This is a genomic window from Streptomyces sp. NBC_01477 (genome assembly GCF_036227245.1).
GTDB lineage: Bacteria > Actinomycetota > Actinomycetes > Streptomycetales > Streptomycetaceae > Actinacidiphila.
The window spans coordinates 7,381,118-7,396,600 of the sequence record NZ_CP109445.1; the positions used below are offsets into that span (position 1 = coordinate 7,381,118).

Sequence of the window (15,483 nt, forward strand, 5' to 3'; positions counted from 1 at the left end):
GGCGCCGCCTCAGTCCTCGCGGGCCGCCGCGAACAGCTCGCGCATCGCCTGCTGCGCGTCCTGGAGGCCCCGCACCGGGGCGCGGAAGTCGAAGCGCGCGTCGAAGGCGCCGTCCTCGGCGTGGAAGCGCACCCGCAGTCCGAAGCGGTCCAGCGCCACCGGCACCGCGCCGGTCGTGCAGCGGCCGGCACCGGAGACCAGGGTGCACAGCGCGGCGACCTCGTCGGCGTGCGCGGCGGCGAGGTGCTGGAGGATGTCCGTCTCGTGGAGCGCCAGCGGATCGGCGGCGGCGTCCGCGAACTCGTCGGGGTCGACCAGGTCGGCGCCCCACAGGTCGTCGAGCGTGATCTCGCCGACCTCCAGGCGCAGCAGTTCCGCCCCCGTCTCGAAGGACGCGCCGGGAACGGCGGTCAGCCAGCCGGCGACCCGCGCCCTGCCGCGGATCCGGTGCCGTACCGCGACCGGGGCCACGTCAGTGATTTCCAGCACAGCCGCCGCCTCGTCACCGGCCGCCGCGCGCACCGCGCGGACCGCGGGGGAATCCCGCGGGAACAGCAGGAAGATGTCGCCGGTGGGTCCCACGGAGTGCCGCAGCGGCACCAGCGGGGTGGCCGGCGCCGGGGTGAGACCGGGAATGACCAGCGCGGGGGACGAGTTACCCTCGACCAGAGTGCGTGCGCGTTCCGCGGCCGAGGGCTGCCGGGGCGCGTCTTCCGCGTCGGGACGCGGCTGACCGTGCGGCGACCGCTCCGACTGCTTCTGCGGGTCGGACACGTCGGGTACGGGGTTCCCGGGTCGAATCATGCGCACTCCTCAGTTAAGGTAAGCCTTACCTAATTTACACGGAGGTTCGACGCACGTGAATCAGTCGCGTCCCAAGGTCAAGAAGTCCAGGGCGCTGGGCATCGCGCTCACCCCGAAGGCGGTCAAGTACTTCGAGGCACGCCCCTACCCGCCGGGTGAGCACGGCCGTGGTCGCAAGCAGAACAGCGACTACAAGACCCGCCTGCTGGAGAAGCAGCGGCTGCGTGCGCAGTACGACATCAGCGAGCGGCAGATGCGGCGCGCCTACGACCAGGCCAAGAAGTCCTCCGGCCTGCGGACGGGCGAAGCGCTGATCATCGAGCTGGAGCGCCGCCTCGACGCCCTCGTGCTGCGCTCTGGCCTGGCCCGCACCATCTACCAGTCCCGGCAGATGGTCGTGCACGGCCACATCGAGGTCAACGGACGCAAGGTCGACAAGCCGTCCTTCCGGGTCCGCCCCGACGACGTCGTCCAGGTCCGCGAGCGCTCCCGCGAGAAGACCCCGTTCCTGGTGGCCCGCGAGGGCGGCTGGGCCGGCGACGGCGAGTCCCCGCGCTACCTCCAGGTCAACCTGCAGGCGCTGGCCTTCCGGCTGGACCGCGACCCGAACCGCAAGGAGATCCCGGTGATCTGCGACGAGCAGCTGGTCGTGGAGTACTACGCCCGCTGACCCCCGCGCGCCGCACCTCAGCCCGCCGCCTCAGGAGAGGCGGCGGGCTTGTGCGTACGCGGCGCCGGCGCCCGCAAGCCGCCGCGCTGCTCCCCGCGCACCGGGCCGCACGGCCGGTCCAGCGCCCGCCGCGCCGCCGCGTCCAGGCCCAGCCGGCCGCCCTCGCCCAGCGCCGCCGCGTAGGCCGCCTCGCCGAGCGCGGCACGCACCCGCTGCTCGCACACCGTGTGCGGTGCGTTGAAATACCGCGAGCCGAACAGCCGCAGCCCCACCGACTCCCACAGCCGCCCCGCCGCGCCCTGGAGGACCGCCGCCTCGTACGGCGCGCCCTCGTCCTCGGTGATCAGCGCCAGCAGTTCGAGCGCCAGCACCGCCCCCACCAGGTCGTCGAAGGCGTGGTCGATGGCGAGCGACTCCTCGGTCAGCCGCCTGGCCCGCTCCGGCTCACCGGCCAGCCAGGCCGCGTAGCCCCGTACGTACAGCGCGTACGCCAGCGTCCAGCGCTCACCGTGGTCCCGGCAGATGTCCGTGACCTCCTCGGCCAGCCGCACCGCCTGCTCCACGTCGCCCTGGAAGGCCACCGACATCGCCAACTCGACCTGCGCCATCAGCACATTGCTGTTCAGCTCGCCGATCCCGCGGTAGCGCGCCAGCGCGTCGTCGATGAACCGCTCGGCCCGCGGCATGTCGTCGGAGACCAGCGCCAGGCAGCCGAGCCGGTGCAGCGCGTACGCCTCCGCCACCGCGTTGCCCGTCGCGCGCGCCTCGTCCCGGCAGTCCTGGAGCACCGCGAGCGCCGCCGCCGAATCGCCCTGGAGCACCGCCACGTAGCCGTACACCCACATCACCTTCGCGCGGGCCTCCGACGGCTCAGCCGGCAGGTCGAGCGCCCGGCCCAGCCAGTACCTGCCCTCCGCGAGCCGCCCGCAGCCCACCCAGCAGAACCACAAGGTGGCCGCCAGGTACTGGCCGACCGCCGGCTCCTCCGGCGGCTCGCCCGGCAGCCCGTCCAGGCTGAACTCCAGCGCCAGCCGCAGATTCGGCAGGTCCGCCGCCACCCGCGCGGCGACCTCCGCCTGCCGCGGGCTGAACCAGTCCAGCTCGCACCAGGTGGCGAGCCCCAGATACCAGTCGCGGTGCCTGCGCCTGACCCGCGCCTCGTCGCCCAGCGCGGCCAGCCACCCGGCGCCGTACTCGCGGACGCTGTCCAGCATCCGGTAGCGGGCCGGACCGCCGTCGCCGCCCGCGCCGTCCTCCTGCCGGCTCAGCACCGACTGGGCGACCAGGGCGGCGAGCGCCTCCACGACCTCGTCCCCGGCGATGCCGCCGCCCGCGCACACGTACTCGACCGCCTCCAGGTCGAAACGCCCGGCGAACACCGACAGCCGCGCCCACAGCAGCCGTTCGGCCGGGCTGCACAGCTCATGGCTCCAGCCGATCGCGGTACGCAGCGCCCGGTGCCGCGCCGGCGCGCTCGGGTCACCGCCGGTCAGCAGCCGGAAACGGTCGTCGAGGCGTTCGAGCACCTGCTCCACCGAGAGCGCGCGCAGCCGTACCGCGGCCAGTTCGAGGGCCAGCGGCAGTCCGTCGAGCCGGGCGCACAGCTCGGTCACCGCCGCGGAATTGGCCGCCGTCACGGCGAAGCCGGGCAGCACAGCGGCGGCCCGCTCGCTGAACAGCTGCACCGCCTCGGAATCGGCGGGCAGCGGGTCGAGCGGCAGCAGCCGCTCACCGGTGATGCCCAGCGCCCGCCGGCCCGCCGCCAGCACCCGCAGCCCCGGCGCCCGGCGCAGCAGTTCGGCGACCAAGCCCGCGCACGGCTCGGCCAGCCGGTCGAAGCCGTCGAGCACCAGGAGCAGTTCGCGGTCGGCCAGATGCTCGGCCAGCGCGTCGCGCGGCGCCCTGACGGTGTGGTCGGGCAGCCGCAGCGCCTCCGCGGCCGTGTGGTCCACCAGTTCCGCGCCGGGCAGGCCGGTCAGCTCCACGAGCCAGACGCCGTCGCGGAAACGGTCCTGCAACTGCCGGGCGGCACGCAGCGCGAGCCGGGTCTTGCCGACCCCGCCCGGCCCGGTGACCGTGGTCAGCCGTGCGTCGGCCACCATCCGCGTCAACCGGTCGAGTTCCGGCGCCCTGCCGACAAACCGGGTCAGCTCGGACGGGAGGTTGCCCGCAGTCTCCATGGTGCACGGAGCGTACTTGAACGCTCGCACTACGTACAGCGGGCCGGCCGCGCTCGCCTCCGCCGGGCCGTGCCGTCCCGCCCCCGCCGGGGCGTGCCGTCCCGCCCCCGCCGGGCCGACCGCGCTCGCCCCCACCGGCCGTGCCCGGACCTTCCCCCGGCGGGGGGTTGCTCGCGCGGTTCCCCGCGCCCCTGGGCGGGTGCCGCTTCTGTGGCGTTCGGACTTCCCGTGCGTCGTGGCCGGGCGCGCAGTTCCCCGCGCCCCTGGTGGGTTGCCCCCCGCGTAGAGGGGAAGGCGCGGGACGGACCAGGACGGCGGGGCGCGCGGCGCCCCGGGGGAATGCGGTACGGGGGAAAGCCCGCGGCGCGATAGGCTCGGGAGTCAATCGGCCTGGTGACGAGAGGGAGCGCGGCAAGGTGTCCGGTGGAGAAGTGGCCGGCGTGGCCGGCCTCGTCGTGGCGGTGTTCTGGGCGATCCTCGTGTCGTTCCTGGCCGTCGCGCTCGCGCGGCTGTCCAGCACCCTGCGGCGCACCACGGAACTGGTCGCCGGCATCACCGAGCAGGCCGTACCGCTGCTCGGCGAGGCCACCGACGCGCTGCGCTCCGCGCACACCCAGCTGGACCGGGTCGACACGATCACCGCGGACGTGGCCGAGGTGACCGCCAACGCCTCCGCGCTGTCCTCGACCGTCGCCAGCACCTTCGGCGGCCCCCTGGTGAAGGTCGCGGCCTTCGGCTACGGGGTGCGGCGCGCGGTCGGCCTGCAGGCCGGCGGCGCCGGCACGGTGCTGCCCGGCACCCGGCGCGGCCGCCGCCGCAACCGCTCGAAGGACTGAGGCCCCATGTTCCGCCGTCTGTTCTGGTTCCTGACCGGTGCCGCCACCGGAGTGTGGGCCACCACCAAGGTCAACCGCGCGCTGCGCCGGCTCAGCCCGGACAGCCTGGCGGCGGTCGCGGCCGACCGCGCGCTGGAGACCGGCGCGCGGCTGCGTACGTTCGCCCACGACGTCAAGGCGGGCATGGCGCAGCGCGAAGTGGAGCTGCACGACGCCCTGGGGCTGACCGGCGGGGACGACGCCCGCCGCCGCGCCCCGCTCGAACTGGACACCGACCTCCCGGCGCCGCGCCGGGGCATCGCGTACAACAGGTACGACCGGAAGGACGATCACTGATGGAGTCGGCAGAAATCCGCCGCCGCTGGCTGCGCTTCTTCGAGGAGCGCGGACACACCGTTGTGCCGTCGGCGTCCCTCATCGCCGACGACCCCACGCTGCTGCTGGTCCCGGCGGGCATGGTCCCCTTCAAGCCGTATTTCCTCGGCGAGGTCAAGCCGCCCTTCGCCCGCGCCACCAGCGTCCAGAAGTGCGTCCGCACCCCGGACATCGAAGAGGTCGGCAAGACCACCAGACACGGCACGTTCTTCCAGATGTGCGGCAACTTCTCCTTCGGCGACTACTTCAAGGAAGGCGCCATCAGCTACGCCTGGGAGCTGCTCACCACGCCCCAGGACCAGGGCGGTTACGGCCTGGAGCCGGAGAAGCTCTGGATCACCGTCTACGAGCAGGACGACGAGGCCGAGCGGATCTGGCGCGACGTGATCGGCGTGCCCGCCGAGCGCATCCAGCGGCTCGGCATGGGCCCCAACTACTGGTCCATGGGCGTCCCCGGCCCCTGCGGCCCCTGCTCCGAGATCAACTACGACCGCGGCCCCGAATTCGGCGCCGAGGGCGGCCCCGCCGTCAACGACGAGCGCTACGTGGAGATCTGGAACCTGGTCTTCATGCAGTACGAGCGCGGCGCCGGCGAGGGCAAGGAGGACTTCCCGATCCTCGGCGACCTGCCCGCCAAGAACATCGACACCGGCCTCGGCCTCGAACGCCTCGCGATGATCCTGCAAGGCGTGCAGAACATGTACGAGACCGACACCTTGCAGGTCGTGATCGACAAGGCCACCGAGCTGACCGGCGTCCGCTACGGGCAGTCGCATGACACCGATGTGGCACTGCGGGTGGTCGCCGACCACATGCGCACCTCGATGATGCTGATCGGCGACGGTGTCACCCCCGGCAACGAGGGCCGCGGCTATGTGCTGCGCCGCATCATGCGCCGCGCCATCCGCAACATGCGGCTGCTCGGCGCCCACGACCCGGTGGCCGCCGACCTGATCGACGTGGTGCTCAAGTCGATGGGCGAGCAGTACCCGGAACTGCTCACCGACCGCAAGCGGATCGAGACCGTCGCCCTCGCCGAGGAGGCCGCCTTCCTCAAGACGCTCAGGTCCGGCACCAACATCCTCGACACCGCCGTCACCGAGACCAAGGCCGCCGGCGGCCGGGTGCTGTCCGGCGACCAGGCCTTCCTGCTGCACGACACCTGGGGCTTCCCGATCGACCTCACCCTGGAAATGGCCTCGGAGCAGGGCCTTTCCGTGGACGAGGACGGCTTCCGGCGGCTGATGAAGGAACAGCGCGACCGGGCCAAGGCCGACGCCCGCGCCAAGAAGACCGGGCACGCCGACCTGTCGGCCTACCGCGAGGTCGCCGACCGCTCGGGCAGCACCCAGTTCACCGGCTACACCGAGAACCACAACGAGGCCACCGTCGTCGGCCTGCTCGTCGACGGCCTGCCCGCGCCGGCCGCCACCGAGGGCGACGAGGTCGAGGTCGTCCTGGACCGCACCCCGTTCTACGCCGAGGGCGGCGGCCAGCTCGCCGACACCGGCCGCATCCGCGTCGAGGGCGGCGCCGTCGTCGAGGTCCGCGACGTCCAGCAGCCGGTGCCCGGCGTCAGCGTGCACAAGGGCGTCGTCCAGGTCGGCGAGATCACCCTGGGCGCCACCGCCCTCGCCCAGATCGACCTGGTCCGCCGCCGCGCCATCGCCCGCGCCCACAGCGCCACCCACCTCACCCACCAGGCGCTGCGCGACGCCCTGGGCCCGACCGCCGCCCAGGCCGGCTCGGAGAACTCGCCCGGCCGCTTCCGCTTCGACTTCGGCTCGCCGGCCGCCGTCCCCGGCACCGTGCTGACCGACGTCGAGCAGAAGATCAACGAGGTGCTGGCCCGCGAACTCGACGTCACCGCCGAGGTGCTGCCGATCGCCGAGGCCAAACGGCAGGGCGCCATCGCCGAGTTCGGCGAGAAGTACGGCGAGCACGTCCGGGTGGTCACCATCGGCGACTTCTCCAAGGAGCTGTGCGGCGGCACCCATGTGCACAACACCGCCCAGCTCGGCCTGGTCAAGCTGCTCGGCGAGTCCTCGATCGGCTCCGGCGTGCGCCGGGTCGAGGCCCTGGTCGGTGTGGACGCCTACAACTTCCTGGCCCGCGAGCACACCGTCGTGGCCCAGCTGACCGAGCTGGTCAAGGGCCGCCCCGAGGAACTGCCCGACAAGATCTCCGGCATGCTCGCCAAGCTCAAGGACGCCGAGAAGGAGATCGAGCGCTTCCGCGCCGAGAAGGTGCTCCAGGCCGCCGCGGGCCTGGCCGCCACCGCCCAGGACGTCAAGGGCCTCGCCCTGGTCACCGGCTCGGTGCCGGAGGGCACCGGCGCCGACGACCTGCGCCGGCTGGTGCTCGACGTACGGCAGCGCATCACCGGCGGCCGTCCGGCCGTCGTCGCGCTGTTCACGGTGGCCAACGGCCGCCCGCTGACCGTGGTCGCCACCAACGAGGGCGCCCGCGAGCGCGGCATCAAGGCCGGTGAGCTGGTTCGTACCGCCGCCAAGGCGCTCGGCGGCGGCGGTGGCGGCAAGGACGACGTCGCCCAGGGCGGCGGGCAGAACCCGGCCGCCGTCCAGGACGCCGTCGAGGCCGTGCAGCGGCTCGTCGCAGAGAAGGCGTGACGGTGCCGGAAGCCTTCGCCGGCGGGGACGCCGAGCCCGCGAGGCCCGCGATACGGCGCGGCCGGCGGCTCGGCGTCGACGTCGGGGACGCCAGGATCGGGGTCGCCTCCTGCGACCCCGACGGCATCCTCGCGACGCCTGTCGAGACGGTGCCGGGCCGGGACGTCCCCGCGGCCCTGCGCAGGCTCGCGGAGATCGTCACCGAGTACGAGCCGATCGAGGTCGTCGTCGGACTGCCGCGCTCGCTCAACGGCGGCGAAGGTCCGGCCGCCGCCAAGGTGCGGGCCTTCGCGCTGAGTGTGGCGAAAATCATCACTCCGGTGCCGGTGCGGCTGGTGGACGAGCGGATGACCACCGTGACGGCCACTCAGGGGCTGCGGGCGTCGGGCGTGAAGGCGAAGAAGGGACGCTCCGTAGTCGATCAGGCGGCGGCCGTCATCATTCTGCAGAGCGCGCTGGAGACCGAACGAGTGTCAGGCAAAGCTCCGGGGGAGAGCGTCCAATCCTTTATCTGATCGCGATACGGTAACGTTCCGCGCGACACGGCGGCGCCTTCTGGCGCCGCCCGTTTCGCAAGGTCGGCAGTCCCGCTGCCGACCGCGTACCAAGGGGACCGATGACTGACTATGGCCGGGGCTCCGGCTCCGAACCGTGGCACCCGGACGACCCGCTGTTCGGCGATGCGTACGACGGGGGCCAGGGCTACCAGCAGCCGCAGCAGCCTCCGCAGCAGGACCAGGGGGGCGAGTGGCAGCAGGACCCGTACGCCACAGGTCAGCATCAGCAGCAGTACCCGCAGCACAACACCGGCCAGTACCCCCACCAGCAGCCGCAGCAGTATCAGCAGCAGCCGTACCCGATGCAGCAGGACACCGGCCAGTACCCGCAGCAGCAGCCCCAGCAGCAATACCCGCAGCAGGGCGGCTACGACGGCTACGACACCGGCTCGCACGGGACCTACGACACCGGGTCGCATCCGGCCGGCGGCTACGGCAACCACGACCCGTACGGCGGCCAGCAGCCCCAGGACCCCTACGGCGGCCAGCAGCAGCCCGGCTACTACGGCCAGGGCGGCTACCCGCAGCAACCCCAGCAGCCGCAGCAGTACGGCCAGCAGCCCCAGCAGCCGGTCCCCGGCCTCCAGCAGCCGCAGGGCGGCCAGCCGGGCCAGCCCGGCCAGCAGCAGGGCCAGTCGGCGCCCGGCCAGGCGCGGCCCCAGCAGCCGGACCCGGGCGGGCACCCGCAGGAGCCCGGCGCCCGGCCGCTGCGCACCGCCCCGGCCAACACCGGCGAGTGGGACCCGGACGGCGAGGACGACCCGCGCGAGCACGCCTTCTTCGCCGGCCGCGACGACGATGACGAGGACACACCGGCCCCGGCCGGCGAGAGCGGCGGCCGGCGTGCCGGCCGGAACCAGCCCAAGGGCGGCAAGAAGCGCCGCAGCGGCTGCGCCTGCATGGTGGTGCTGCTGGTGCTCGGCGGCGGCCTGGCCGGCGGTGTCTACTTCGGCTACGGCGTCTACCAGGACCACTTCGGCCCGGCCCCCGACTACTCGGGCAACGGCAGCGGCAGCGTGCTGGTCGAGGTCCCCAAGGGCTCGACCCTGACCACCATGGGCAATCTGCTCAAGAACGCCGGAGTGGTCAAGAGCGTCGACGCCTTCACCGCCGCGGCCCGCAACAACCCCAAGGGCCAGTCCATCCAGGCCGGTGTCTACGCGCTCAACAAGAACATGTCGGCCGCCGCGGCCGTGACCATGATGCTCGACCCGACGTCGCAGAACGCCATGATCATCGCCGAGGGCATGCGCGACAAGCAGATCTACGCCGCCATCGACAAACGGCTCGACATCAAGCCCGGCACCACAGAGGGCATCGCCCACGCCCAGGCGAAGAACCTCGGCCTGCCCGACTGGGCCGACACCAGCGCGAACGTCAAGGACCCGCTGGAGGGCTTCCTCTTCCCGTCCCGCTACAGCGTGGCCAAGGGCATGAAGCCCGAGGACCTGCTCAAGCAGATGGTCGGCATGGCCAAGCAGCAGTACGCGCAGTACGACCTCGCGGCCGAGGCCAGGAAGCAGGGACTGAGCAGCCCCTACCAACTGCTCACCGTCGCCAGCCTGGTGCAGGCCGAGGGCAAGACCGACGACGACTTCCGCAAGATGGCCAAGGTCATCTACGACCGGCTGCTGCCCAGCAACAAGCAGGGCACCAACCAGCTGCTGCAGTTCGACTCCACGTACAACTACATCAAGAACTCCAGCGACACGAAGATCGCCATCAAGGACGTCTACTCGCTCAAGGACCCCTACAACACCTACCGGAACAAGGGCCTGACCCCCGGACCGATCGGCAACCCCGGCATCAACGCCCTCAAGGCCGCGATGGATCCCGACTCCGGGCCGTGGTATTTCTTCATCTCGCTGGACGGCAAGACCACCCAGTTCACCGAGACCCTGGACGAGTTCAACAAGATCAAGACCCAGTAGGCCCCGCGGCGGCAGGCAGGAAAGACGTCAGTGGACACCACAGCACCGACCCCGGGCACCCGCCGCGCCGCCGTGCTCGGCTCGCCCATCGCGCATTCGCTGTCCCCGGTCCTGCACCGGGCCGCGTACGCCGCGATGGGCCTGGACGGCTGGCACTACGACCGCTTCGAGGTCGACGAGGCCGCGCTGCCCGGCTTCGTCGCGGGCCTCGACCCGGCCGAGTGGGCGGGCCTGTCACTGACCATGCCGCTCAAGCGGGCCGTGATCCCGCTGCTCGACACCATCAGCGACACCGCGGCCTCCGTGGAGGCCGTCAACACCGTCGTCCTGGGCAAGGACGGCCGGCTCGGCGGCGACAACACCGACATTCCCGGCCTGCTCGCCGCGCTGCGCGAACGCGGCATCACCTCGGTGCCGTCCGCCGCCGTCCTGGGTGCGGGCGCCACCGCCTCCTCGGCGCTGGCCGCGCTCGCCCGGATCTGCACCGGCGAGGTGACGGCGTACGTACGCGGCCCGGCGCGCGCCGCCGAGATGCGGCAGTGGGGGACGCGCCTCGGCGTGACCGTACGCACCGCCGACTGGGCCGACGCGGAGCGGGCGCTGGCCGAACCGCTGGTCGTCGCCACCACCCCGGCGGGCGCCGCCGACCACCTCGCCGGCGCCGTACCGAAGCGGCCCGGCGCGCTCTTCGACGTGCTCTACCACCCGTGGCCCACCGCGCTGGCCGCCGCCTGGTCCGCGCGCGGCGGGCCGGTGCTCGGCGGCCTCGACCTGCTGGTCCACCAGGCCGTGCTCCAGGTCGAACAGCACACCGGGCACGGCGGCGTACCGCTGGACGCGATGCGCGCGGCGGGCGAGGCGGCACTCGGCGCGCACTGACCCCGGCCCGGCGCCGCACCGCCTCCCCTGTCGTGTCTCCCGCCGCGTCCCGCACCCTGGACGCGGGTCCTGGCGGCACGGTGAAACGTGGGAGAATCGGGGCGGGAAAAACGGCAGGCCGTTGTCGAGGGAGCACCGTTGAGCAGATTGCGCTGGCTGACCGCGGGGGAATCGCACGGCCCCGCACTCGTCGCGACACTGGAGGGCCTGCCCTCCGGGGTGCCCGTCACCACCGAGCTGGTGGCCGACGCGCTCGCCCGGCGCCGGCTCGGCTACGGACGTGGCGCGCGGATGAAGTTCGAGCGCGACGAGGTGACCTTCATCGGCGGTGTACGCCACGGCCTGACCATGGGCAGCCCGGTGGCCGTGATGGTCGGCAACACCGAGTGGCCCAAGTGGGAACAGGTCATGGCCGCCGACCCTGTCGACCCCGGGATCCTCGCGGGACTCGCCCGCAACGCGCCGCTGACCCGGCCCCGGCCCGGCCACGCCGACCTGGCCGGCATGCAGAAGTACGACCTCGACGAGGCCCGCCCGGTGCTGGAGCGCGCCAGCGCCCGCGAGACCGCGGCCAGGGTCGCGCTCGGCGCCGTCGCCCGCTCCTACCTCAAGGAGACCGCGGGCATCGAGATCGTCTCCCACGTGGTGGAACTGGCCGGTGCCAAGGCCCCCTACGGCGTCGTGCCGGTGCCCGGCGACGAGGCCAGGCTCGACGCCGACCCGGTGCGCTGCCTCGACGCCGCCGCCAGCGAGGCGATGGTCGCCGAGATCGACCAGGCCCACAAGGACGGCGACACCCTCGGCGGCGTCGTCGAGGTGCTCGCCTACGGGGTGCCGGTCGGCCTCGGCTCGCACGTCCACTGGGACCGCAGGCTCGACTCCCGGCTCGCCGGCGCCCTGATGGGCATCCAGGCGATCAAGGGCGTCGAGGTCGGCGACGGCTTCGGCCTCGCCCGGGTCCCCGGCTCCCAGGCGCACGACGAGATCCTGCCGGGACCCGACGGCGTCCGCCGCGCCACGGGGCGCTCCGGCGGCACCGAGGGCGGCATGAGCACCGGCGAACTGCTCAGGGTCCGCGCCGCGATGAAGCCCATCGCCACCGTCCCGCGCGCGCTGGCCACCATCGACGTCATCACCGGTGAGCCCTCGCAGGCCCACCACCAGCGCTCCGACGTCTGCGCGGTGCCCGCCGCCGGAATCGTCGCCGAGGCCATGGTCGCCCTGGTGCTCGCCGACGCGGTCGCCGAGAAGTTCGGCGGCGACTCCGTCGCGCAGACCCGGCGCAGCGTCCGCGGCTACCTCGACAACCTGGTCGTCCGGTGACCGCGCCGGCGGACACACCGGCAGGTCCCCCCGCGGTCGTCCTCGTCGGGCCACCCGGGGCGGGCAAGAGCACCGTCGGCCGGATCCTCGCCGACCGGCTCGGCGTCGGCTACCGCGACACCGATGCCGACATCGAGGCCACCGCGGGCAAGCCCATCCCGGACATCTTCATCGACCAGGGCGAACCCCACTTCCGCGAGCTGGAACGCGCCGCCGTGCGCGACGCGCTGGCCGGCCACAGCGGAGTGCTGTCGCTCGGCGGCGGCGCGATCATGGACGAGGCCACCAGGACGCTGCTCGCCGGACTGCCGGTGATCTTCCTGGACGTCGGCCTGCACGCCGCCGTCCACCGGGTCGGCCTCGACGCGCCCCGCCCGCTGCTCGCGGTCAACCCGCGGCAGAGCTGGCGCGAACTGATGGACACGCGCCGCCCGCTCTACACCGAGGCCGCCAGGGCCGTCGTCGGCACCGACGACAGCACCCCCGAGGACGTGGCCGAAGCCGTCCTCGACGCACTCCAGTTGAAGGACGCATGAGCGAGAACCGTCCCCTGACCGCGCCCCCCGTCCGCATCACCGTCGCCGGCAGCGCGGGCACGGCCGCCTACGACGTACTGATCGGCCACCAACTGCTCGGCGAACTGCCCGGGTTGATCGGCCCGAAGGCCAAGCGCGTCGCCGTCCTGCACCCCGAGGCGCTGGCCGGCACCGGCGAGGCGGTACGCGAGGACCTCGCGGAGCAGGGCTACGAGGCCATCGCCATCCAGCTGCCCAACGCGGAAGAGGCCAAGACCGCCGAGGTCGCCGCCTACTGCTGGAAGGCGCTCGGGCAGACCGGGTTCACCCGCACCGACGTCATCGTCGGCGTCGGCGGCGGCGCCACCACCGACCTGGCCGGCTTCGTCGCCGCGACCTGGTTGCGCGGAGTGCGCTGGATCGCGGTACCCACCACCGTGCTCGGCATGGTCGACGCGGCCGTCGGCGGCAAGACCGGCATCAACACCGCCGAGGGCAAGAACCTGGTCGGCGCCTTCCACCCGCCCGCCGGAGTGCTCTGCGACCTCGCCGCACTCGACACGCTCGCCACCAACGACTACGTCAGCGGGCTCGCCGAGATCATCAAGGCCGGCTTCATCGCCGACCCGGCGATCCTCGACCTGATCGAGGCCGACCCGCAGGCCGCCCGCAGCCCGCAGTACGCGCACACCGCCGAACTCGTCGAACGCGCCGTCCGCGTCAAGGCCGAGGTCGTCTCCACCGACCTCAGGGAATCCGGGCTGCGCGAGATCCTCAACTACGGCCACACGCTGGCGCACGCCATCGAGAAGAACGAGCGCTACAACTGGCGGCACGGTGCCGCCGTCTCCGTCGGCATGGTCTTCGCCGCGGAGCTGGGCCGGCTCGCGGGCCGTCTCGACGACGCCACCGCCGACCGGCACCGCGCCGTCCTCGGCGCGGTCGGCCTGCCGCTCACCTACCGCGGCGACCAGTGGCCCCGGCTCCTGGAGACCATGAAGGTCGACAAGAAGTCCCGCGGCGACCTGCTGCGCTTCATCGTGCTCGACGGCCTCGGCAAGCCCACCGTCCTGGAGGGCCCCGACCCGGCCGTCCTGCTCGCCGCCTACGGGGAGGTATCCGCGTGACCCGCCCGGTGCTGGTACTCAACGGTCCCAACCTCGGCCGGCTCGGCTCGCGCGAGCCCGACGTCTACGGCTCCACGTCCTACGCGGGGCTCGTCGAGGAGTGCCGCAAGGTCGGCGCGGACCTCGGCTTCGACGTCGAGGTCCGCGAGACCAACGACGAGGGCGAGCTGATCGGCTGGCTCCACGAAGCGGCCGACGGCCGCATTCCCGTCGTCCTCAACCCGGGTGCCTTCACCCACTACTCCTACGGTCTGCGGGACGCGGCGGCGCAGCGCACGGCGCCGCTGATCGAGGTCCACATCTCGAATCCCTACGCCAGGGAGGCCTTCCGCCACACCTCGGTCATCGCGGCGGTCGCCTCCGGCACGATCGCCGGCTTCGGCCTCGCCTCCTACCGCCTGGCCCTCCAATCCCTGGCAGACCCCCCGACTGCCTGAGGCAGCACCCCTCTCTGCCGCCGCGAACTGCCCGGTGCCCCCAGGCGGCGCGAGGAACCGCGCGCCCAGCCACGACGCTGCCGCGCTGTCCGCACACCGAGGACCTGCCCCTTCCCCGGCCGCGGGGGTTCCGCGGCACCCCATCGGCACGGGGGGCCGCCCTACAGGCGCGCGGGGAACGGCGCGCCCAGCCCCCAGCGGGGGCGCGCTGTCCGCACGGCGGGAACGTGCCCCTTCCCCGGCCGCGGGGGTTCCGCGGCACCCCATCGGCACGGGGGTGCCCCACAGGGGCGCGGGGAACGGCGCGAGCGACCACCCACCGCCCGGTGGTCCGGCTGCGACAGCAACACCCCCGCCGGTCCGGTGGCACCCGCGCCCCGGTCGGTGGGCGTACTCACCGCACGACGGTGAGCGAAAGGGCACCCGGGAGATTCCCGGGCGTTCACCAAAGAACGCACGGGAACGGTACCGTTCCCTCAACCCGCGCGGCAGCGCACCCCGCACGAGATGGAGTCCGCCGACATGCAGCACGCTGTGGGGGCGCCGCAGCCCGGCGGGGGGCCGACGCCGCCCGTCGTGAGCGGCACCGGGCACTTTCCGCTGCCCGCCGCGGCGCCGGTCCATCTGCCGGCGCCGGACGGCGCCGGCGGCGGCGCCCCCGGCCCGGTCGCCGTCCTGCTGATCGGCGCGGCGGGCGCGGGCAAGACGACCATCGCCCGGCACTGGGCGGACAGCCGCGGCGCCGCGACCGCGCACATCAGCCTCGACGACGTACGCGAATGGGTACGCGCGGGCTTCGCCGACCCGCAGGCCGGGTGGAACGAGCACTCCGAGGCGCAGTACCGGCTGGCCCGCCGCACCTGCGGCTTCGCCGCCCGCAACTTCCTGGCCAACGGAGTGTCCTGCATCATCGACGACGCCGTCTTCCCCGACCGCCCCGCGGTCGGCCTCGGCGGCTGGAAGCGCCACGTCGGCCCCGGACTGCTCCCGGTGGTCCTGCTGCCCGGCCTGGACATCGTCCTGACCCGCAACGCCGAGCGCAGCGGCAACCGGCGGCTGTCCGACGAGGAGGTCGCCCGTATCCACGGCCGGATGGCCGGCTGGTACGGCTCGGGGCTGCCCATCATCGACAACTCCCAGCTGGACGTCGCCGCCGCCGCGGCGGCCCTCGACCGGGTGGTCGCCCGCAGCCTCCAGGGGCCCCCGGTCTGGTGACCGG

The 15,483-nt window shown here is 73.3% G+C and carries 14 protein-coding genes; 12 read left to right on the forward strand and 2 right to left on the reverse strand.

The window, feature by feature from the left end; translation table 11 throughout:
* Positions 1-9: 9 nt before the first annotated feature.
* Positions 10-804, reverse strand: a complete 795-nt coding sequence (locus tag OHA86_RS31480) for a DUF2470 domain-containing protein (protein ID WP_329180731.1) — start codon at positions 802-804, stop codon at positions 10-12.
* A gap of 55 nt (positions 805-859) precedes the next feature.
* Between OHA86_RS31480 and rpsD the strand changes: the two genes are divergently transcribed.
* Positions 860-1,474, forward strand: a complete 615-nt coding sequence (gene rpsD / locus OHA86_RS31485; protein WP_329180732.1) for a 30S ribosomal protein S4 — start codon at positions 860-862, stop codon at positions 1,472-1,474.
* A 17-nt stretch (positions 1,475-1,491) separates the two neighbouring features.
* Here the strand turns inward: rpsD and OHA86_RS31490 are convergent, their stop codons facing one another.
* The gene (locus OHA86_RS31490; RefSeq protein WP_329180734.1) at positions 1,492-3,654 is read right to left on the reverse strand and encodes an ATP-binding protein; all 2,163 of its coding nucleotides are present in this window, start codon (positions 3,652-3,654) and stop codon (positions 1,492-1,494) included.
* Positions 3,655-4,070: 416 nt separating this feature from the next.
* Here OHA86_RS31490 and OHA86_RS31495 point away from each other — a divergent pair, with 416 nt between their 5' ends.
* The 11 genes from OHA86_RS31495 to OHA86_RS31545 all read left to right on the forward strand — a co-directional run bounded on the left by OHA86_RS31495 (position 4,071) and on the right by OHA86_RS31545 (position 15,479).
* Entirely contained in the window at positions 4,071-4,490 is a 420-nt protein-coding gene (locus OHA86_RS31495) for a DUF948 domain-containing protein (RefSeq protein WP_329180736.1), read from the forward strand.
* Between the two features lie 6 nt (positions 4,491-4,496).
* Positions 4,497-4,826 carry a DUF6167 family protein gene (locus OHA86_RS31500; RefSeq protein WP_329180738.1) on the forward strand — a complete coding sequence of 110 codons (330 nt, stop codon included), beginning with the start codon at positions 4,497-4,499 and terminating at the stop codon, positions 4,824-4,826.
* On the forward strand, positions 4,826-7,495 hold the full coding sequence (gene alaS / locus OHA86_RS31505) for an alanine--tRNA ligase (RefSeq protein WP_329180740.1): 2,670 nt from the start codon (positions 4,826-4,828) through the stop codon (positions 7,493-7,495). Before OHA86_RS31500 ends, alaS begins: the two co-directional genes overlap by 1 nt.
* Positions 7,492-8,010 (forward strand): Holliday junction resolvase RuvX, encoded by a 519-nt coding sequence (gene ruvX / locus OHA86_RS31510; protein WP_329180742.1) that lies wholly within the window; start codon positions 7,492-7,494, stop codon positions 8,008-8,010. The genes alaS and ruvX overlap by 4 nt, the downstream gene beginning before the upstream one ends.
* A 101-nt stretch (positions 8,011-8,111) precedes the next feature.
* The gene (gene mltG / locus OHA86_RS31515) at positions 8,112-9,983 is read left to right on the forward strand and encodes an endolytic transglycosylase MltG (protein WP_329180744.1); all 1,872 of its coding nucleotides are present in this window, start codon (positions 8,112-8,114) and stop codon (positions 9,981-9,983) included.
* A gap of 30 nt (positions 9,984-10,013) precedes the next feature.
* Entirely contained in the window at positions 10,014-10,862 is an 849-nt protein-coding gene (locus OHA86_RS31520) for a shikimate dehydrogenase (protein WP_329180747.1), read from the forward strand.
* 138 nt (positions 10,863-11,000) lie between these two features.
* The gene (gene aroC, locus OHA86_RS31525; protein ID WP_329180749.1) at positions 11,001-12,185 is read left to right on the forward strand and encodes a chorismate synthase; all 1,185 of its coding nucleotides are present in this window, start codon (positions 11,001-11,003) and stop codon (positions 12,183-12,185) included.
* Positions 12,182-12,721, forward strand: a complete 540-nt coding sequence (locus OHA86_RS31530) for a shikimate kinase (protein ID WP_329180750.1) — start codon at positions 12,182-12,184, stop codon at positions 12,719-12,721. Before aroC ends, OHA86_RS31530 begins: the two co-directional genes overlap by 4 nt.
* Positions 12,718-13,827 (forward strand): 3-dehydroquinate synthase, encoded by a 1,110-nt coding sequence (gene aroB, locus OHA86_RS31535; RefSeq protein WP_329180751.1) that lies wholly within the window; start codon positions 12,718-12,720, stop codon positions 13,825-13,827. Before OHA86_RS31530 ends, aroB begins: the two co-directional genes overlap by 4 nt.
* Entirely contained in the window at positions 13,824-14,264 is a 441-nt protein-coding gene (gene aroQ / locus OHA86_RS31540; RefSeq protein WP_329180753.1) for a type II 3-dehydroquinate dehydratase, read from the forward strand. The genes aroB and aroQ overlap by 4 nt, the downstream gene beginning before the upstream one ends.
* A gap of 522 nt (positions 14,265-14,786) precedes the next feature.
* Complete coding sequence (locus OHA86_RS31545; protein WP_329180756.1) at positions 14,787-15,479, forward strand: AAA family ATPase; 693 nt, start codon at positions 14,787-14,789, stop codon at positions 15,477-15,479.
* Positions 15,480-15,483: the final 4 nt, after the last annotated feature.